We start from the raw sequence: 19,248 nt of genomic DNA on the forward strand, positions 1-19,248 counted from the left end.
TACGGACACCTTTGTTGCCAACTGTAACCAGATTCCCCACCCCACCTGTGGCTCAATGAGCGGCCCCTCCAGCCCTCAGGCGCGCTCATGTCTACCCGCGAAAACACCGGCCTGGCCCTCGGCCTGCTCGGCGTCATCATCTTCAGCCTGACCCTGCCCATGACCCGCATCGTGGTGCAGGAGATGCACCCGCTGCTCAACGGCCTGGGCCGGGCCCTGGTGGCCGCGATCCCGGCAGCGGCGCTGTTGCTGTGGCGCCGTGAAAAGTGGCCCACCTGGCAGCAGGTCAAGGGCCTGAGCCTGGTGGCGCTGGGGGTGATTCTCGGTTTCCCGGTGCTGTCGGCCTGGGCCATGCAGAGCGTGCCGGCCTCCCACGGCGCACTGGTCAACGGCCTGCAACCCTTGTGCGTGGTGGTGTATGCGGCGTGGCTGTCCCACGAGCGACCTTCCACGGCGTTCTGGGCATGGGCGGCGCTGGGCAGCGCACTGGTGGTGGCCTACGCGATGATCATGGGCGCCGGACACATCCAGGCCGGTGACCTGCTGATGCTGGCGGCGATTGCGGTGGGCGGGCTGGGCTATGCCGAAGGCGGCCGCCTGGCGCGGGAGATGGGCGGTTGGCAGGTGATCTGCTGGGCGCTGGTGCTGTCCAGCCCGCTGCTGCTGGGGCCGGTGGTGTACCTGGCGCTGCAGCATGAGGGCGCGATCAGCCCCCGGGCCTGGTGGGCGTTCGGCTATGTGTCGCTGTTTTCGCAGTTCATCGGCTTTTTTGCCTGGTACGCCGGGCTGGCGCTGGGCGGAATCTCACGGGTGAGCCAGGTGCAGCTGCTGCAGATCTTCTTCACCATCGCGCTGTCGGCGCTGTTCTTTGGCGAGCAGGTGGCGCCGATCACCTGGGTGTTTGCCGGCGGGGTGATTCTGACGGTGGTGCTGGGGCGCAAGGCGCGGGTGCATCCGGCACCGGTCAAGGTCTGAGGTGCCGCCATCGCGGGTCAAGCCCGCTCCCACAGGTAAGGGTGATCCTTGTGGGAGCGGGCTTGACCCGCGATGACGGTGGTGAGGTTCAGACAGGAATCAAGCCATCGGCCCGCAGCAGCGTCTCCAGACAATGCTCCTTGACCCCATAGAACGCCTTGAGCGCCTGGATCTTCTCCAGCAACGCCTGCGCCGCCACCGGCTCGCGCCGCCGGGTGGCCAGGATCATCTTGTTCTTGTTGGTGTGCTCCAGCGAGATGAACTCGAACACCTTGGTCTCGTAGCCACAGGCCTCCAGGTACAATGCACGCAGGCTGTCGGTGAGCATCTCGGCCTGCTGCCCCAGGTGCAGGCCGTACTGCAGCATCGGCTTGAGCAACCCCGGGCTGTGCATCTGCGGGCGAATCTGCTTGTGGCAGCACGGCGAGCACATGATGATCGCCGCGCCACAGCGAATACCGGTATGAATCGCGTAGTCGGTGGCAATGTCACAGGCATGCAGGGCGATCATCACCTCGATGGCGCTGGGCACCACGCTGCGCACATCGCCACACTCGAACTTCAGCCCCGGATGCTCCAGGCGCGCGGCGGCGGCATTGCACAGCTCGACCATGTCCGGGCGCAACTCCACGCCCGTCACCTGCGCCTCGCGCTGCAGGGTGTTGCGCAGGTAGTCGTGGATCGCGAAGGTCAGGTAGCCCTTGCCCGAGCCGAAGTCCGCCACCCGCACCAGCTGATCTGCCGCCAGTGGCGCGCTGCTCAGCGCATGGGAGAACACCTCGATGAACTTGTTGATCTGTTTCCATTTGCGCGACATCGCCGGAATCAGCGCCTGCTGCTTGTCGGTCACGCCCAGATCGTGCAGAAACGGCCGGCTCAGCTCCAGGTAGCGCTTCTTCTCGCGATCATGCTCGCCGGTCACCACCTCGCGCGCCTGTTGCACGGCGTTGCGATGCAGCATCGGCTTGCCCTTCTTGGTGAACTCCAGCTGCACCTCGTCGTTCAGGCTGAGCAGGTGCGCGTTGCGAAACGAAGCCGGCAACAGTTCACCGATCAACGTCAGCGCCTCGTCCAGCGCCAGGTTGCGGGTGATGTCGCGGGTCTTGTAGCGGTACACGAACGACAGGCTGGCCTGCCCCTTGATCGTCAGCGGCTTGGCCGTTACCCGCTGCAGGTCGACCTCGGCGCCGACATGGCGCGCCAGCACCAGTTTGATGAAGGTGTGCTGGTGCAGGCTGGTGGCGAGCAGCGCCAGAAACTGCGCACGCGCATCCGGCGCGGCCTGGGCGGTGGGGGTTGCGGACATGGGGAGTGGGTGCCTCGGGTTGCGGGGGGCGCCCGCAGGCGCGCAATGGCGCGCATTTTACGTGGATGACCGCCCCAGGCACAGCATTTGTCGATCAGCGCGCATGCCTCAGCCCAGCAGCACCAGCCGGTTGGGCAGCTCGTTGCGCGCCTGGGTCACCGGCACATGGGCCGCCAGCAGCTCGCCACAGGCCTCGATGCAGGTGACAAAGCCCTGCAGGGTCTGGCCCTGCTGCACCTGGGCGGTGAAGGTGCGCACGATGGCGTCCCAGGCCTGGTTGTCGAGGCGACTGGAGATGCCCTCGTCCACCAGGATCTCCACATACCGCTCGGCCTCGCTGACGAAGATCAGCACCCCGGTGCGGCCCACGGTGTGATGCAGGTTCTGCTCCAGAAACTGGCGCCGCGCCAGGTTCGACGCACGCCAGTGGCGCACCCTGCGCGGCACCAGCCAACTGGTCAGGCGCGGCAGGCGGAACACCAGGCACAGCACGATGAAGGTCAGCCACTGCGCCAGCAGCAGGCCATGCACGCTCAGCCAGCCGCTCAGGTAATAGAGGACGCCCGGCACCACCAGCGCCAGCAGGCTGGCCCACAGCAACGGGATATAGGCATAGTCGTCGGCACGCGCCGCCAGCACCGTCACCAGCTCGGCATCGGTACGCTGTTCTACCTGGGCGATGGCCTGGGCCACCTGACGCTGTTCGTATTCACTGAGCAATGCCATGTACGTGTGTGTCTCTTGTCGTGTAGTTACCAGCCGCCGGAGGACCCGCCCCCGCCGAAACTGCCGCCGCCGCCACTGAAGCCACCGCCGCCACCGCCCAGGCCGCCCCCGAAACCGCCGCCAAGACCACCGCCAAAGCCCCCGCGCCCACCGCGGCCACCACCGCCAAGGCCCTGCAGGGCGAACACGATGATGATCATCAGGATGAACAGGCCCACCGCCCAGACCGGCGCACCTTGCTGCTGCGCCTCGTCTGCCAGAGGTCGCGCCGGCTCGTCCAGCGGTGCGCCGCCCAGCACCTGAAGGATGGCCGCCGTGCCAAGCACGATGCCCTGGCTGAAGTCGCCACGGCGAAACGCCGGGGTGATCACGCTGTTGATGATGACCGAGGCCTGGGCATCGGTCAGGCGGCCCTCCAGGCCATAGCCGACTTCGATGCGCAGCTTGCGCTCCTGGGGGGCGACGATCAACAGCGCACCGTTGTCCTTGCCCTGCTGGCCGATGCCCCAGTGGCGCCCCAGCTGGTAGCCATAGTCCTCGATGGCCTGCCCGTGCAGGCTGGCCAGGGTCACCACCACGACCTGCTCGCCGGTGGCCTGCTCGTGGGCCTTGAGCATCTGCTCAAGCTGGCTGCGGGTGGCGCCGTCGAGCAGCTCGGCCTGGTCCACCACCCGTGCACTGAGCGCCGGGAACTGGGGCGCGCCCCACAGCCAGCCGCTCGCCGCCAGCAGCACCAGCAGCAGCGCCGCCTTGAGCACACGCATCAGAATTTCACTTCAGGCGCTTTGTCGGCATCGGCGCTGGTGGCCTCGAAGTTCTCGCGCAGCGGCATGTCGCTGTACATCACGCTGTGCCACAGGCGCCCGGGGAAGGTACGGATCTCGGTGTTGTAACGCTGCACGGCGGCGATGAAGTCCTTGCGCGCCACCGCGATACGGTTTTCCGTACCCTCGAGCTGGGACTGCAGGGCCAGGAAGTTCTGGTTCGACTTCAGGTCCGGGTAACGCTCCGAGACCACCATCAGGCGCCCCAGCGCACCGCCCAGCTGGGCCTGTGCGGCCTGGAACTGGCGCAGTTTTTCAGGATCGTCCAGGGTGCTGGCATCGACCTTGATCGAGGTGGCCTTGGCCCGCGCTTCGATGACCGCGGTCAAGGTGGCCTGCTCCTGCCTGGCGTAGCCTTTGACCGTTTCGACCAGGTTGGGAATCAGGTCGGCACGGCGCTGGTACTGGTTCTGCACCTGGGCCCAGGCCGCCTTGACCTGTTCGTCGTATTGGGGAATGTTGTTGATGCCGCAACCGGCCAGCAGGCTGGCCAGTGCCAGCACCAGCCACAACCGTGCTCTGTTCGATACCTGCATTGTCGCTACGCTCCGTGAGTGCTCGAAATGCGCCGGACTTGAGGCATAATCCGACGCCGCCGCTGGATCGTGATGGCCCAATCGGCTAAAAGATGCCCCAGCAAACTACAACAATAGCCGCTTCCCCAACTTCGGCTTGCCAGTCTGCACCGTGACGACTGCCGCAGCCTTGAGAACAGAATTCATGAACAAGCTGTGTTTGCTGGGCCTGCTCGTCAGCCTGGCCAGCCAGTCGGCCTTCGCTGACTCGCCTGCCGCCGCGCCATTGCAAGACAAACAGGCGTTCATCGCCAACCTGCTCAAGCAGATGAGCGTCGAGGAAAAGATCGGCCAGTTGCGCCTGATCAGCATCGGCCCGGAAATGCCGCGCGAGAAAATCCGCGAGGAAATCGCCGCCGGGCGCATCGGCGGTACCTTCAACTCGATCACCCGTGACGAGAACCGGCCCATGCAGGACGCCGCCATGCGCGGGCGCCTGAAGATCCCGATGTTCTTCGCCTATGACGTGATCCACGGCCACCGCACCATCTTCCCGATCAGCCTGGGCCTGGCCGCCAGCTGGGACATGCAGGCCATCGCCCAGGTCGGCCGTACCTCGGCCCTGGAAGCCGCCGCCGACGGCATCGACATGACCTTCGCGCCCATGGTCGACATTGCCCGCGACCCGCGCTGGGGCCGTACCAGCGAAGGCTTTGGCGAAGACACCTACCTGGTGTCGCGTATCTCCAGGGTGATGGTCGAATCGTTCCAGGGCCACAGCCCGGCCAACGCCGACAGCATCATGGCCAGCGTCAAGCACTTTGCCCTGTACGGCGCGGTGGAAGGCGGGCGCGACTACAACACGGTCGATATGAGCCCCACGCGCATGTACAACGAGTACCTGCCGCCCTACCGCGCCGCCATCGATGCCGGTGCCGGCGGCGTGATGGTGGCGCTGAACTCGATCAACGGCGTGCCCGCCACCTCCAACACCTGGCTGATGAACGACCTGCTGCGCCGCGACTGGGGCTTCAAGGGCGTGACCGTCAGCGACCATGGGGCGATCACCGAGCTGGTGCGCCACGGCGTGGCCGCCGATGGCAAGCAGGCGGCGCAGCTGGCGATCAAGGCCGGCATCGACATGAGCATGAACGACACGCTGTATGGCCAGGAACTGCCGGGGCTGCTCAAGTCCGGCGCGGTCAGCCCGGCCGAGCTGGACAACGCGGTGCGCGAGATTCTCGGCGCCAAGTACGACATGGGCCTGTTCGCCGACCCGTACCGGCGCATCGGCCAGGCCAAGGACGACCCGGCCGACACCTATGCCGACAGCCGCCTGCACCGCGACATCGCACGGGACGTGGCGCGTCGCAGCCTGGTGCTGCTGGAGAACCGCCAGCAGACCCTGCCGCTGAAAAAGTCCGGCACCATCGCCCTGGTCGGCCCGCTGGCCGATGCCCCGATCGACATGATGGGCAGCTGGGCCGCCGCTGGTCGCCCGCACCAGTCGGTGACCGTGCGCGAGGGCCTGCGCCGTGCCCTGGGCGACAAGGCCAGGGTGCTCTACGCCAAAGGCTCGAACGTGACCGGCGACAAGGCCGTGCTCGACTACCTCAACTTCCTCAACTTCGACGCCCCGGAAATCGTCGATGACCCGCGCCCGGCTGCCGTGCTGATCGATGAAGCGGTCAAGGCCGCCAGGCAGTCGGACGTGGTGGTGGCCGTGGTCGGCGAATCGCGGGGCATGTCCCACGAATCGTCCAGCCGCACCACCCTGGAGATCCCGGCGGTGCAGCGCGAGCTGATCAAGGCCCTCAAGGCCACCGGCAAACCGCTGGTGCTGGTGCTGATGAACGGTCGCCCGCTGTCGCTGGCGTGGGAGCGCGAGCAGGCCGACGCCATCCTGGAAACCTGGTTCAGCGGCACCGAGGGCGGCAACGCCATCGCCGACGTGCTGCTGGGCGACTACAACCCCTCGGGCAAGCTGGCCATCACCTTCCCGCGCTCGGTGGGGCAGATCCCGATGTACTACAACCACCTGCGCATCGGCCGCCCGTTCACCCCCGGCAAGCCCGGCAACTACACCTCGCAGTACTTCGAGGAACCCAACGGCCCGCTGTACCCCTTCGGCTACGGCCTGAGCTACAGCACCTTCAGTGTGTCGGCACCGAGCCTGTCGAGCACGACACTGAAACAGGGCCAGAGCCTGGAGGTCAGTGTGCGCGTGAAGAACACCGGCCAGCGTGACGGCGAAACTGTGGTGCAGCTGTACCTGCAGGATGTGGCCGCCTCGATGAGCCGCCCGGTCAAGGAACTGAAGAACTTCCAGAAGCTCATGCTCAAGGCCGGCGAGGAGCGCACCCTGCACTTCACCGTGCAGCCGGACGACCTGAAGTTCTACAACAGCCAGTTGCAGTGGGTTGCCGAACCTGGCGAGTTCAACGTCCAGGTCGGCCTGGACTCCGAAACCGTGCAACAGCAACGCTTCGAGCTGCTGTAAGTCGCTGTGACGTCCACGGGGAAGTGCCTGGCAGCCTTCCCCACTGCCAGGGTACTGCTTGCCATGCCGTTCACTTACCGCGCCGTGCGACTGGGCCTGATTCTGCTGCTGATCACCGCCGGCACCCTGCTGGCCGCCGGCTGGGCGATGAATCAGGCCAAGCGTCAGGCCATGCTCGACGATACCCAACGGGCCAGCCAGCAACTGGCGCTGTACGCCAACTCGCTGCACACCCTGATCGAACGCTACCGCGCCCTGCCCGCTGTGCTGGCGCTGGACTCCGAACTCATCGCAGCCCTCGGCGGCCCGGTGGGCGAAGCGACCCAGGACGCGTTGAACCGCAAGCTCGAACGCATCAACGGCGCCGCCAGGTCGTCCACCCTCGAACTGCTCGACCACACCGGCCTGGCCGTGGCGGCCAGCAACTGGCGCCTGCCTACCACCTACGTGGGGCAGAACTACGGCTTTCGACCGTACTTCAAGCAGACCCGCACCCAGGGTAGCGGGCGCTTCTATGCAGTGGGGGTGACCAGCGGCATTCCCGGGTACTTTCTGTCCAGCGCGGTGCTGGGCGACCAGGGGCGGTTTCTCGGGGCCATGGTGGTCAAGCTGGAGTTTCCCGAGCTTGAGCGCGAATGGCGCCAGGGCAGCGACGTGCTGCTGGTCAGCGACGCCCGCGGGATCATCTTCCTGGCCAACCAGGACGGCTGGCGCTACCGCGAGCTGAACCCGCTGTCGGCGGCCGATTTCAATGAGCTGGACGCCACCCGCCAGTACGACAAGAAGTCGCTCTTGCCCCTGCAGCGCCAGGTGCTGACCCGCTTTGACGACAACAGCCACCTGGTGCGCGTGCAGCGCCCCGAAGGCGACACCGACTACCTGTGGGAAAGCCTGCCGCTGGAAGCCGAGGGTTGGACCCTGCACCTGCTGCGCACACCGCGCACCGGGGATGACGAGCGCAACGCCGGGCTGACGGCCGCCGCCGTCTGGCTGACCCTGGTGTTCGCGGTGCTGTTCATCAGCCAGCGCCTGCGCCTGGCCCGCCTGCGCCAGCGCAGCCGCGACGAGCTCAAGCGCCTGGTGGAGGAACGCACCCATGAACTGCGTATGGCTCAGGAGGGCCTGGTGCAGTCGACCAAGCTGGCGGCGCTGGGGCAGATGTCCGCCGCGCTGGCCCACGAGCTCAACCAGCCGCTGACCACCCAGCGCATGCAGCTGGCCACCCTGCGCCTGCTGCTCGACAGCGAGCGCCTGGACGAAGCACGCCAGGCCCTGCAGCCGCTGGACCAGATGCTCACGCGCATGGCGGCCCTTACCGGACACCTGAAAACCTTTGCCCGCAACAGCCCCAGCGGCCTGCGCGAACGTCTGGACCTGGCCACCGTGGTCGACCAGGCGCTACAGTTGCTCGACCCGCGCATCCGCGCCGAGGGCGTCAGCACCGCGCTGTACCTGGCGCGTCCGGCCTGGGTACGCGGCGACGCCATCCGCCTGGAACAGGTGCTGATCAACCTGTTGCGCAACGCCCTGGACGCCATGGCCGACAAAACCTGGAAACACCTGGAGATCCGTATCGAAAAGCAGCATGACCACTGGCACCTGAGCGTGCTCGACAGCGGCGGCGGCATCAAGCAGGAGCACCTGGGCTGCGTGTTCGACCCATTCTTCACCACCAAGCCGGTGGGCGAAGGGCTGGGCCTTGGGCTGGCGATTTCCTACGGCATCATCCATGAAGCCGGCGGACGCCTGCAGGTCGACAACCAGCCCGGCGGTGCGCGTTTCAGCCTGACCCTGCCCTGCGACCCGGAGCCTGCATGCTGAATGCGGTGATTGTCGTCGACGACGAGGCCAGCATCCGTACCGCGGTGCAGCAGTGGCTGAGCCTGGCCGGCTTCGAGGTGCAGCTGTTCGAACGTGCCGAGGCGTGTCTGGCACAGCTGCCCGAGCATTTTCCCGGGGTGATCCTGAGCGATGTGCGCATGCCCGGCATGGGCGGCCTGCAACTGCTGGAGCAACTGCAGGGGCGTGATGCCGACCTGCCGGTGATTCTGCTTACCGGGCATGGCGACGTGCCGATGGCGGTCGAAGCCATGCGCAATGGCGCCTACGATTTTCTGGAAAAGCCCTTCAGCCCCGACAGCCTGCTCGGCAGCCTGCGCCGCGCCCTGGAGAAACGCCAGCTGGTGCTGGAGAACCGCCGACTGCATGAACAGGCCGACCTCAAGGTGCGCCTGGAAAACACCCTGCTGGGCATGTCGCCTGGCCTGCAGCAACTGCGTCGCCAGGTGCTGGACCTGGCCGGGCTGCCGGTCAATGTGCTGATACGCGGCGAAACCGGTAGCGGCAAGGAGCGCGTCGCGCGGTGCCTGCATGATTTCGGCCCGCGGGCCGACAAGCCGTTCGTGGCGCTCAACTGTGCGGCGATCCCTGAGCAATTGTTCGAGGCCGAGCTGTTCGGACACGAGAGCGGCGCCTTCACCGGCGCCCAGGGCAAGCGCATCGGCAAGCTCGAATATGCCAACGGTGGCACGCTGTTCCTCGACGAGATCGAGAGCATGCCGCTGGCCCAGCAGGCCAAGCTGCTGCGGGTGATCCAGGAGCACAAGCTCGAGCGCCTGGGCGCTAACCAGAGCATCAGCGTGGACCTGCGCATCATTGCCGCCACCAAGCCCGACCTGCTGCTCGAAGCCCGCGCCGGGCGTTTTCGCGAAGACCTGGCGTACCGTCTGAACGTGGCCGAACTGCGCCTGGCGCCGTTGCGCGAGCGGCGCGAAGACATCCCCCTGCTGTTTGCCCATTTTGCCCGCGCCGCCGCCGAGCGCCTGGGCCGCAGCGCCGCCGACCCCAGTGGCGCACAACTGGGCCGGCTGCTCAGCCACGACTGGCCGGGCAACGTGCGCGAACTGGCCAACGCCGCCGAGCGCCACGCCCTGGGCCTGGACGATGCGCAATCGGCGGCAGTGGCGCATACCGGGCAATCGCTGGCCGCCCAGCAGGAAGCCTTCGAGGCCCAGTGCCTGCGCGCCGCCCTGAGCCGTCATCAGGGCGACATCAAGGCGGTGCTCGAGGAGCTGCAACTGCCCCGACGCACCCTGAACGAGAAGATGCAACGCCACGCACTGGTGCGCGAAGACTTCCTCGAACGCCCCGGCCAATAGGCGGATTCTTGCCTATCGCTGCGCCGCCAATGAGCGGATTTCCGCTCATTCAACCTGCCAAACCCTTCTAAACCGGGCCTTCGCTGGCTGGCACGGGTCCTGCTATGGCCCTGTCAGGCCGCGTTTACACGCGCACCACAAAAACAACTAGAAGGTTGCTTCAATGGATAACTCCACCTCTCTGCCTGCTGGGGCAGCGGCCGCACCCGCTGAAAAAACCACCTCCAGCCGCCTCAAGTCGATTTTCTCCGGCTCCATCGGCAACATGGTCGAATGGTACGACTGGTACGTCTACGCGGCGTTCTCGCTGTATTTCGCCAAGGCCTTCTTCCCGGCCGGCAACACCACCACCCAACTGCTCAACACCGCCGCGATCTTCGCCGTGGGCTTCCTGATGCGCCCGATCGGTGGCTGGCTGATGGGTATCTATGCCGACCGCAAGGGCCGCAAGGCCGCGCTGATGGCCTCGGTACTGCTGATGTGCGCCGGCTCCCTGGTCATCGCCCTGACACCCAGCTACGAAACCATCGGCGTCGCCGCGCCGGTGCTGCTGGTGATCGCACGCCTGATGCAGGGCCTGTCGGTGGGGGGTGAATACGGCACCTCGGCCACCTACCTCAGCGAGATGGCAACCAAGGAGCGTCGCGGTTTCTTCTCCAGCTTCCAGTACGTCACGCTGATCTCCGGCCAGCTCATCGCGCTGGCGGTGCTTATCATCCTGCAGCAGACCCTGACCACCGAGCAGCTGTACTCGTGGGGCTGGCGCGTACCCTTCGTGATCGGCGCGCTGTGCGCGGTGGTGGCGTTGTACCTGCGTCGCGGCATGGAAGAGACGGCCTCGTTCACCAAGAAGGAAAAGGCCAAGGAAAGCTCGATGCGCACCCTGCTGCGCCACCCCAAGGAACTGGCGACCGTGGTCGGCCTGACCATGGGCGGCACCCTGGCGTTCTACACCTACACCACCTACATGCAGAAGTACCTGGTGAACACGGTGGGCATGAGCATCAGTGACTCGACCATGATCTCGGCGGCCACCCTGTTCCTGTTCATGTGCCTGCAGCCGGTGATCGGCGGCCTGTCGGACAAGATCGGCCGTCGCCCGATCCTGATCGCCTTCGGTGTGTTGGGCACCCTTTTCACCGTGCCGATCCTGACCACGCTGCACACCATCGAGACCTGGTGGGGTGCGTTCTTCCTGATCATGGCAGCACTGATCATCGTCAGCGGCTACACCTCGATCAACGCGGTGGTCAAGGCAGAGCTGTTCCCCACCGAGATCCGCGCGCTGGGCGTGGGCCTGCCGTATGCGCTGACCGTGTCGATCTTCGGTGGCACGGCCGAGTACGTGGCACTGTGGTTCAAGAGCATCAACATGGAGACCGGCTACTACTGGTACGTCACGGCGTGCATTGCCGTCTCGCTGCTGGTGTACGTGTTCATGAAGGACACCCGCAACAACTCGCGGATCGAGACCGACTGATCGGTTTGCTGCAATAGACAAGGGGCCTCCAGCGATGGAGGCCCCTTTTTTGTGGGCTTAATTCGGCATTAATGCGGATGCGCGATGCTGGGCCCACTCAGAACCGAGTCGTCCTCCTGGCTGGCAAGCCAGCGCCCCTGGGTGCTTCGGCGCTCGCAAAACACTGAGGGCACTGGCTTGCCAGCAGAGGCCAACCGCTTTCTTATGTATCGATTTAATAGATTCATATAGGCAATATTTTGTGCTTTTTAATCAAATTAACGGGCGTAAAATCAAACCCATAGCAACAGACAACCCCTCACCACCGGAGTAACCCCCATGAAAACCAAACTGATGCTGGCCCTCACCTTCTCTGTCCTGGCCGCCAACGCTTTCGCCGAAGACGGCTTCGACCGCACCAACGCGCACAACTTCGCCGTGGAACACGCCCAGCCCGCTACCGTGGCAGAAGACGGTTTCGATCACACCAACGCGCATCGCTTCGTCGAAGATGGCTTCGACCGCACACAGGCCCACCGCATCAGCTGACAGCCGATGCAGCGCCACAGCCCGGCTTCGGCCGGGCTTAGTCATTTTCAGGGCCGGCAACTGTTGGCACACTAGGCGCACCCTCCGCCCACAAGGCCCGATGATGTACTACTACGAACCCGCAAAAGGCCACGGCCTGCCCCACGACCCGTTCAACGCCATCGTCGGCCCGCGCCCGATCGGCTGGATCTCCTCCCAGGACCGCGACGGCCGCCTGAACCTTGCGCCCTACAGTTTTTTCAACGCCTTCAACTACATTCCGCCGATCATCGGGTTCTGCAGCGTCGGGCGTAAAGACAGCCTGAACAACATCGAACAGACCGGCGAGTTTGCCTGGAACCTGGCCACACGCCCGCTGGCCGAGGCCATGAACCAGAGCTGCGCCGCCGTGGCGCCAGAGGTCGACGAGTTCGCCCTGAGTCAGCTGACCCCGGCAGCCTCCAGGGTGATTGCGGTACCCCGGGTGCAGGAAAGCCCGGTGTCGTTCGAATGCAAGGTGACCCAGATCGTGCAACTGCAACGTGCCGACCAGGCGCTGGTGCCAAGCTGGCTGATTCTGGGCGAAGTGGTAGCGGTGCACATTGCCGAGCACCTGCTCAAGGAAGGGATCTACGACACCGCGGCCGCCGAGCCGATTCTGCGCGGCGGCGGCCCGGCGGATTACTTCGAGCTGGGCAACCTGTTCAAGATGGCCCGCCCGCAGGCCTGATCACCAGATCAGTTCGGCGTCGTCACTGACGCCGTTCAGGCGCTGCAGTTCGACCACTGCAGCGTCATCGGCCTCCAGTGCGGTCTTGAATACCTGCCCTGGCAGCACCTTGTGAAAACGCGGTGCGCCGCCAGCGCCCAGGGCCTTGACCGCGATCGCGGCACTGTAGCCACCCTCGCCCGGCACCACCGCCGATACTGCCTCGAATACGTCGAATTCTTTACGTGCCATTGCCTCTCACATCCACATCGGTTGCCGGAAAGGCGCCATTCTAACTCGCCGGCTGCTCGGTGAACGTCTGCAGGTCGAGGCTGTCCACCACCCGCGCCTGCACCAGTTCACCAAACAGCTGCAGGCTGGGCGAGGCAAAGTAGTCGTGCAGCGCCGAAGTATCGGCCCACACCCCGTTGAGCAACCACAGGTCGGCATCGCAGGTGGAACGCTGCACGCTGAAATGCAGACACCCCGGGGTTTGCCGCGACGGTTCGAGCAGTTGCTGCAGGCGCACGCCCAGCTCGGCCGAACGGCCGACGCTGGCGCGCACGAAGGAAAGATGGCTGACCGGTTGTGATGACGTCATGTGCGGTGCTCCTTGAAGCGGCCAGGGAAGAAAACCCAGGCTGCCAAGGCTACGGCCCAGGCCACGCGCGGCGTTAGGCGATTCCTGTCGACGGCTTGCCTGATTCTGCACCCGTCGCAGGATCAGGCAAGAACCGCGCAGCATTCGGCTAGCGCCCCGGCGTGCGCGAACCTATGCTGCGCCCATCGGCAGAGGAACCCGCACATGTCAGCCCCAGACCCCACCCCACCGTTGCTGGACCCGGCCCTGGAGCTTCTGCGCCAGGAACTGGCCGGGCTGGTCGTTCGCCACTGCCCCAGCGGCACGGTGCCTTCGGCCATCGCCGACCTGCACCTGAGCCGCTACGAGCAGAGCACCCGCTCGATGCCGACCCTGGCGCAGCCGGCGCTGTGCATCCTTGCCCAGGGCCGCAAGGAGATCTGCCTGGGCGACGAGACCTATGTGTACGACCCGCTGCACTACATGGTGGTGTCGGTGGCGATGCCGATCAGCGGTGCACTGCTGGAGGCCAGCCCGCAGAACCCCAGCCTGGGCATTCGCCTGGACATCGACCCGGCCGAGATCAACAGCCTGATCGCCGAGGCCGGGCCGATGGGCGTGCCGTCGCAGCCGTCGTCGCGGGGGGTATTCATCGAACGCCTGGACACCCAGATGCTCGATGCATTGCTGCGCCTGATCCGCCTGCTGGATACGCCCAAGGACATTGCCGTGCTGGCGCCGCTGATCCGTCGCGAGATTCTCTATCGGCTGCTGCGTGGGCAGCAGGGTGCGCGGCTGTACGAGATCGCCATGGCCAACACCCAGACCCACCGCGTGTGCCAGGCCATCCAGTGGCTCAATGATCATTTTCAGCGCCCGCTGCGCATCGACGACCTGGCACGGGAGGTGAACCTGAGTGCCTCGACCCTGCACCACCGGTTCAAGGCGGTGACCTCGATGAGCCCGTTGCAGTATCAGAAGCAACTGCGCTTGCAGGAAGCCCGGCGGCTGATGCTCAACGATGGGTTGGAGGCGTCGGTGGCGGGGTATCGGGTGGGCTATGAGAGCCCGTCGCAGTTCAGCCGCGAGTACAGCCGGCTGTATGGCGCGCCACCGCTGCGGGACATGGCAAGGTTGCGTAGTGCGCCTTAGGCGTCGCCCGCTCCCACAGGGATCACCGTTGCCCCTGGGGTAGCGGGCTTGACCGCGCTCGGTGCTACACCGCCCTCACCACATGCTTGACCTCCTGAAAAGCCGCCAGCCCCCAGGGCCCCAGCTCGCGCCCCAGGCTGCTCTGCTTGTAGCCACCCCACGCTGCCTGCGGGAAGATCACCTGCGGTGCGTTGATCCACACCAGCCCGGCCTGCAGCTGGTCGGCCACCCGTTCGGCGGCCGCCGGGTCTGCACCTACCACGCTGGCCACCAGCCCGAACTCGCTGTCGTTGGCCAACGCCACCGCCTCGGCTTCGCTGGCCACCCGACGCACGCACAGCACCGGGCCGAAGATTTCCTCGCGCCACAGCGCACTGTCCAGCGGTACCTCGGCAAACACCGTGGGCTCGATGAAGTACCCAGCAGCGTGTTCGAGCGGCTTGCCACCGCACAGCAAGCGCGCGCCGCTGTGCATGCCACGCTCGATGTGCCCCAGCACGCGCTGGTACTGGGCCTGGTTGACCAGCGGCCCCATGTCGCTGTCGCCGGCAAACGGGTCACCCACCCGGATTGCCGCAGCCCGTGCCTTCACCCCGTCGACAAAGGCGTCGTACAGCGAATCGGCCACCAGCACGCGGCTGGTGGCCGAGCACATCTGCCCGGCATTGAAGAAGCCGCCGGCGCAGGCCAGCTCGAGCGCAAGCTCCAGCTCGGCCGACTCCAGCACCAGCAATGACGACTTGCCGCCCAGCTCCAGGCTCACCCCCTTGACCGTCTCGGCCGCGCGCTGCATCACCTGCACGCCGACCGCATTGCTGCCGGTGAACGACACCTTGGCGATACGCGGGTCGCTCGTCAGCGGCGCCCCCACCGCCAGCCCGGTGCCGCACACCAGATTGAACACCCCATCCGGCAGGCCGCAGTCGGCGATGATCCGGGCCAGTTCCAGCTCGGCCAGGGGCGTGACCTCCGACGGCTTGAGCACCACGCAGCACCCTGCCGCCAACGCCGGGGCCAGCTTCCAGGCGGTGGTCACCATCGGGAAGTTCCACGGCACGATCAGGCCGACCACACCGCACGGCTCGCGACGCAGGCGGGCGCTGAAATCCTCGCTGGGCAAGGCCAGCGGCTGGTCCTGCTGCCTGTCCAGGGCCTGCGCCAGGCCCGCGTAGTACTCGAACGTTGCCACCACATCGTCGACGTCCATCGCCGACTCGGCCAGGGGCTTGCCGTTGTTGCGCGATTGCAGTTCGATCAACCGCTCGCGGCGGGCCTCCACACCCCGCGCGATCCTGTGCAGCAGCTCGCCACGGTGCGCCCCGGTGGTACGCGACCAGCCGGCAAAAGCGGCCTGCGCCGCCGTGGCGGCACAGGCCACTGCATCGCCATCGCCCCCGGCCACCTCGGCCAGGGACTGCCCGGTGCTCGGGTTGATTACCGTGAGCGGCTGCGCGCCGTGATGCCACGCGCCCTCGATGTAGATACCGGGCAGGTTCAGCATGGTTGCACCGCCTGCATCCACGCTGCCTGGTCGACCTCGATCAGGCTCGGACCACTGCGTTGGTGGGCACGCAACAACGCCTCGCGCAGTTGCGCCACCCCGCTCGCCGCTTCGGCGGCGCAACCGAGGGCCTTGGCCACGCCAATGAAATCGGGGGTGTGGATATCCACGCCCACCGGTTCGATGGCGCGGTTGACCATGTATTTCTTGATCTCCTCGTACCCCTGGTTGTTCCACAGCAACACGATCAGCGGCACCTGCGCCTCCACCGCACTGGCCAGCTCCGGCAGGGTGAACTGCAAGCCGCCGTCGCCGATCAGGCACACCGCAGGCAAGCGTCGATCCGCCTGCTCCGCACTGCCCAGCCACGCGCCCATGGCCGCCGGCAAGGCGTAGCCGAGGGTGCCGTAGCCGGTCGAGGCGTTGAACCAGCGGCGCGGCTGGTCGAGGTCCAGGGTCAGGTTGCCGGTGTACACCGGCTGGGTCGAATCACCGACCAGCACGGCATCGGGCAACGTCTGAAGCACGCTGTCGAGGAACAGCGTCTGCGCCCGCGTGGCCGCATCCCATTCGCTGGCCAGAGTATCGCGCAGGCGCGCTGCCCGCGCCGCGCCCCACTCGCCTTCGCGCGGTGGCGCCGGCTGCTCGGCCAGGGCCAGCAACAGGGCCTGCGCCGCCTGCTCTGCATCGGCTACCAGTGCCACCCTGGGCGGGTAGTTGCGCACGCACTGGTCCGGGTCGATGTCGATGCGCAGCAGGGTGCCGGGGATCTCGAAGCCGCCCTTGAAGGTGACGTCATAGTCGGTTTCGGCCAGCTCGGTGCCGATCGCCAGCACCACGTCGGCCTCGCGCACCAGTGCACGGGTCGCCACCAGCGACTGGGTGGAGCCGATCAGCAGCGGGTGCCCGGAGGCCAGCACGCCCTTGGCATTGATGGTGAGTGCAACGGGCGCCTGCAGGTGCTCGGCCAACCGGGCGAGTGCGGCGCCTGCGTCGATGGCACCGCCACCGGCCAGGATCAACGGGCGGCGGGCAGCGGCCAGCAGCGCCGCCATGCTCGCCACCGGCCCTGGCGCGGCACCGGCGCGGGCGATGTGTACCGGCTCGCAGCCAAGCAGGTGATCGGCGTCTTCGACCAGCACGTCCAGCGGGATCTCGATATGCACCGGGCGCGGGCGCGCGCCCTCGAATACCGCAAAGGCACGGGCCAGCACGGCCGGCAGGTCATCGGCGCTCATCAGTGTGTGCGAGAACGCCGCCACACCGCTGACCAGCGCGCCCTGGTTGGGCAGCTCGTGCAGCTTGCCTCGACCGCCGCCCAGGGCATTGCGCGATTGCACGCTGGAGATCACCAGCATCGGGATCGAGTCGGCATAGGCCTGGCCCATGGCGGTGGTGATGTTGGTCATGCCCGGGCCGGTGATGATGAAGCACACCCCAGGCTTGCCACGGGTACGGGCAAAGCCGTCAGCCATGAAGCCTGCGCCTTGCTCGTGGCGCGGGGTGATATGACGGATGGTCGAGCCGGCAAGGCCGCGGTACAGCTCGACCGTGTGCACGCCGGGAATGCCGAAAACATGGTCCACGCCATAGTTTTCGAGGAGTTTTACCAATACTTCGCCGCAAGTCGCCATGGTGGTTTGCCTGGAATCATTCTGGAACAAGGCCTGATTGGACCCGCCAGGCGCTACCGGCACAATGCAAAAATCCTCATACTAGCCATGTCTACAGCTCATGGCTTACCCCGATGAAACGCCTGCCTCCCTTGCCTGCCCTGCACACCTTCCTGATCACTGCGCAATGCTGCAACTTCACCCGTGCGGCGCAGCAACTGCACCTGACCCAGGGCGCGGTGAGCCGCCAGATCGCCGGCCTGGAAGCACACCTGGGCTACGCGCTGTTCGTGCGCCAGGCACGCGGCCTGAGCCTGACCCGCGAGGGCCAGGACTGGCTGCCGCGGGTGCAGCAGGTATTCGGGCTGATCGAGGAAGGCGTGCAGCAGGTGGGCGCGCAGCGCACCACCCTGCAACTGAAGGCGCCGACCTGCGTGATGCGCTGGTTGCTGCCGCGCCTGATGGAATGGCAGGCGCTGCACCCGGAAGTGCCGGTGGAGCTGACCACCACGGTGCAGCACGGGGTGGATTTTCGCCGGGAAGCGTTCGATGCGGCGGTGGTGTATGGCGCCGAGCCTGATCCGGCCCTGCAGGTGCTGAAGCTGTTCGATGAACAACTGACACCGGTGTGCGCGCCGCAGTTGCCGTTGCGCACGCTGGATGATCTGCAGCAGCACATGCTGCTGCACCCGGCGCGGGACGAGAAGGACTGGGCGACCTGGCTTGGCGCAGCCGGCGTGCAACTGCCCAGGCAAGGCCGGCGCCAGCATTTCGAAACGTTGGACATGGCCATGTCGATGGCGTCCCAGGGCACCGGGGTGGCGATAGGGGATTGGACGTTGATCGGCGATGACCTGGCCAGCGGACGGCTGGTGATGCCGTTCGACCTGCGGGTCAAGACCGGCAAGGGCTATTACCTGATGCGGCCCGCGCAGGTGGCGGCGCCGGGGTTGATGGCCTTGCTGGAGTGGTTGGGCGGGCAGGCAGGGGCACCGCGTTGATGCAGTCGCCGGCAAGGCCGGCTCCTACACCTGTAGGAGCCGGCCTTGCCGGCGAATGCTTTCTAGTACCCCACAGTAAAGCGCTGACGCGAATGCGCTGGCTTCTCTACCTCATCGAGCAACGCAATCGCATAGTCGGCAAAGGTGATCCAGCTCCTGCCCTTCGCGTCGACCAGCAGGTGATCCTTGCCCACCCTGTAGCTACCGGTGCGCTCGCCTTCGACGAACTCCGCCGACGGCGACAGGAAGGTCCAGTCCAGTTGCTGCTCCTGGCGCAAGGCCTGCAGAAAATCGCCACCTGCGCTCGCCTCGGCCTTGTAGGCCTCGGGGAAGTCCGGCGCGTCGATCACGCGCTCCCCTGACGGCAGCAGCAGGCTGCCCGCCCCGCCCACCACCAGCAGGCGCTTGACCCCGGCCTTCTTGACCGGCCCGATGATCGCCTGCGCCGGCACCGTGGCAAAGTGCGCGGCGCTGAGCACCACGTCATGCCCGGCAACGGCCTGCTCCAGCCCCTCGCCCCGGGTCACGTCCAGGGCTACCGTGCTCACCCCGTCGCGCCCCTGCAGGCGCGACGGGTCACGGGCTATGGCGGTGACGCTGTGGCCACGGCGCAGGGCCTCTTCCAGCAACTGGCTGCCGGCACGTCCGGTAGCACCGATGATTGCGATCTTGCTCATGGAAACCTCCGATCAGGATTGAAC

At 66.3% G+C, this 19,248-nt stretch carries 17 protein-coding genes and 1 pseudogene; 9 read left to right on the forward strand and 9 right to left on the reverse strand.

All coding sequences use genetic code 11. The features are described 5' to 3' along the window. The first annotated feature begins 87 nt into the window (after positions 1-87). Positions 88-975: a DMT family transporter gene (locus KH389_RS21425; RefSeq protein WP_043859746.1), complete on the forward strand. Its 888-nt coding sequence runs from the start codon at positions 88-90 to the stop codon at positions 973-975. A gap of 88 nt (positions 976-1,063) precedes the next feature. Here KH389_RS21425 and KH389_RS21430 read toward each other — a convergent pair whose 3' ends face one another. The 4 genes from KH389_RS21430 to KH389_RS21445 all read right to left on the reverse strand — a co-directional run bounded on the left by KH389_RS21430 (position 1,064) and on the right by KH389_RS21445 (position 4,367). Further along, complete coding sequence (locus KH389_RS21430; protein ID WP_213606212.1) at positions 1,064-2,281, reverse strand: class I SAM-dependent methyltransferase; 1,218 nt, start codon at positions 2,279-2,281, stop codon at positions 1,064-1,066. A 108-nt stretch (positions 2,282-2,389) separates the two neighbouring features. Beyond that, positions 2,390-3,007 (reverse strand): TPM domain-containing protein, encoded by a 618-nt coding sequence (locus tag KH389_RS21435; RefSeq protein ID WP_043859748.1) that lies wholly within the window; start codon positions 3,005-3,007, stop codon positions 2,390-2,392. Positions 3,008-3,033: 26 nt separating this feature from the next. Next, on the reverse strand, positions 3,034-3,771 hold the full coding sequence (locus KH389_RS21440; RefSeq protein ID WP_213606214.1) for a TPM domain-containing protein: 738 nt from the start codon (positions 3,769-3,771) through the stop codon (positions 3,034-3,036). Further along, positions 3,771-4,367, reverse strand: a complete 597-nt coding sequence (locus tag KH389_RS21445; RefSeq protein ID WP_043860787.1) for a LemA family protein — start codon at positions 4,365-4,367, stop codon at positions 3,771-3,773. The genes KH389_RS21440 and KH389_RS21445 overlap by 1 nt, the downstream gene beginning before the upstream one ends. Positions 4,368-4,551: 184 nt before the next feature. Between KH389_RS21445 and bglX the strand changes: the two genes are divergently transcribed. The 6 genes and pseudogenes from bglX to KH389_RS21475 all read left to right on the forward strand — a co-directional run bounded on the left by bglX (position 4,552) and on the right by KH389_RS21475 (position 12,721). Continuing rightward, positions 4,552-6,846 (forward strand): beta-glucosidase BglX, encoded by a 2,295-nt coding sequence (bglX, locus tag KH389_RS21450; protein WP_058540922.1) that lies wholly within the window; start codon positions 4,552-4,554, stop codon positions 6,844-6,846. Between the two features lie 63 nt (positions 6,847-6,909). Next, the gene (locus KH389_RS21455) at positions 6,910-8,667 is read left to right on the forward strand and encodes a sensor histidine kinase (protein ID WP_043860785.1); all 1,758 of its coding nucleotides are present in this window, start codon (positions 6,910-6,912) and stop codon (positions 8,665-8,667) included. Further along, positions 8,661-10,004 carry a sigma-54-dependent transcriptional regulator gene (locus tag KH389_RS21460; RefSeq protein ID WP_123752826.1) on the forward strand — a complete coding sequence of 448 codons (1,344 nt, stop codon included), beginning with the start codon at positions 8,661-8,663 and terminating at the stop codon, positions 10,002-10,004. Before KH389_RS21455 ends, KH389_RS21460 begins: the two co-directional genes overlap by 7 nt. 163 nt (positions 10,005-10,167) lie before the next feature. Further along, entirely contained in the window at positions 10,168-11,484 is a 1,317-nt protein-coding gene (locus tag KH389_RS21465; RefSeq protein WP_043860783.1) for an MFS transporter, read from the forward strand. Positions 11,485-11,802: 318 nt separating this feature from the next. Further along, a pseudogene (locus KH389_RS21470) lies at positions 11,803-12,009 on the forward strand (hypothetical protein); the annotation flags it as partial. 106 nt (positions 12,010-12,115) lie between these two features. Next, a complete protein-coding gene (locus tag KH389_RS21475; protein WP_043860781.1) occupies positions 12,116-12,721 on the forward strand; it encodes a flavin reductase family protein in 606 nt (201 codons plus the stop codon). Here the strand turns inward: KH389_RS21475 and KH389_RS21480 are convergent, their stop codons facing one another. Together KH389_RS21480 and KH389_RS21485 are read right to left on the reverse strand one after the other, a co-directional pair. After that, a complete protein-coding gene (locus tag KH389_RS21480) occupies positions 12,722-12,952 on the reverse strand; it encodes a hypothetical protein (RefSeq protein ID WP_054914791.1) in 231 nt (76 codons plus the stop codon). A gap of 40 nt (positions 12,953-12,992) precedes the next feature. After that, positions 12,993-13,301, reverse strand: a complete 309-nt coding sequence (locus tag KH389_RS21485; protein WP_043860779.1) for a putative quinol monooxygenase — start codon at positions 13,299-13,301, stop codon at positions 12,993-12,995. A gap of 204 nt (positions 13,302-13,505) precedes the next feature. Between KH389_RS21485 and KH389_RS21490 the strand changes: the two genes are divergently transcribed. Then, positions 13,506-14,432 (forward strand): AraC family transcriptional regulator, encoded by a 927-nt coding sequence (locus tag KH389_RS21490; RefSeq protein ID WP_213606216.1) that lies wholly within the window; start codon positions 13,506-13,508, stop codon positions 14,430-14,432. 64 nt (positions 14,433-14,496) lie between these two features. Here the strand turns inward: KH389_RS21490 and KH389_RS21495 are convergent, their stop codons facing one another. Both KH389_RS21495 and KH389_RS21500 read right to left on the reverse strand, forming a co-directional pair. Next, a complete protein-coding gene (locus KH389_RS21495) occupies positions 14,497-15,933 on the reverse strand; it encodes an aldehyde dehydrogenase family protein (RefSeq protein ID WP_213606218.1) in 1,437 nt (478 codons plus the stop codon). Beyond that, positions 15,927-17,567 carry a 5-guanidino-2-oxopentanoate decarboxylase gene (locus tag KH389_RS21500; protein ID WP_213606220.1) on the reverse strand — a complete coding sequence of 547 codons (1,641 nt, stop codon included), beginning with the start codon at positions 17,565-17,567 and terminating at the stop codon, positions 15,927-15,929. The genes KH389_RS21495 and KH389_RS21500 overlap by 7 nt, the downstream gene beginning before the upstream one ends. Positions 17,568-17,680: 113 nt before the next feature. On the opposite strand from KH389_RS21500, the gene KH389_RS21505 reads away from it, so the two are divergent. Further along, a complete protein-coding gene (locus tag KH389_RS21505; protein WP_213606222.1) occupies positions 17,681-18,547 on the forward strand; it encodes a LysR substrate-binding domain-containing protein in 867 nt (288 codons plus the stop codon). 62 nt (positions 18,548-18,609) lie between these two features. Here the strand turns inward: KH389_RS21505 and KH389_RS21510 are convergent, their stop codons facing one another. Beyond that, positions 18,610-19,224, reverse strand: a complete 615-nt coding sequence (locus KH389_RS21510; RefSeq protein ID WP_213606223.1) for an NAD(P)-dependent oxidoreductase — start codon at positions 19,222-19,224, stop codon at positions 18,610-18,612. Positions 19,225-19,248 lie beyond the last annotated feature (24 nt).

The organism is Pseudomonas qingdaonensis, assembly GCF_018398475.1.
GTDB classification, from domain to species: Bacteria; Pseudomonadota; Gammaproteobacteria; order Pseudomonadales; family Pseudomonadaceae; genus Aquipseudomonas; species Aquipseudomonas palmensis.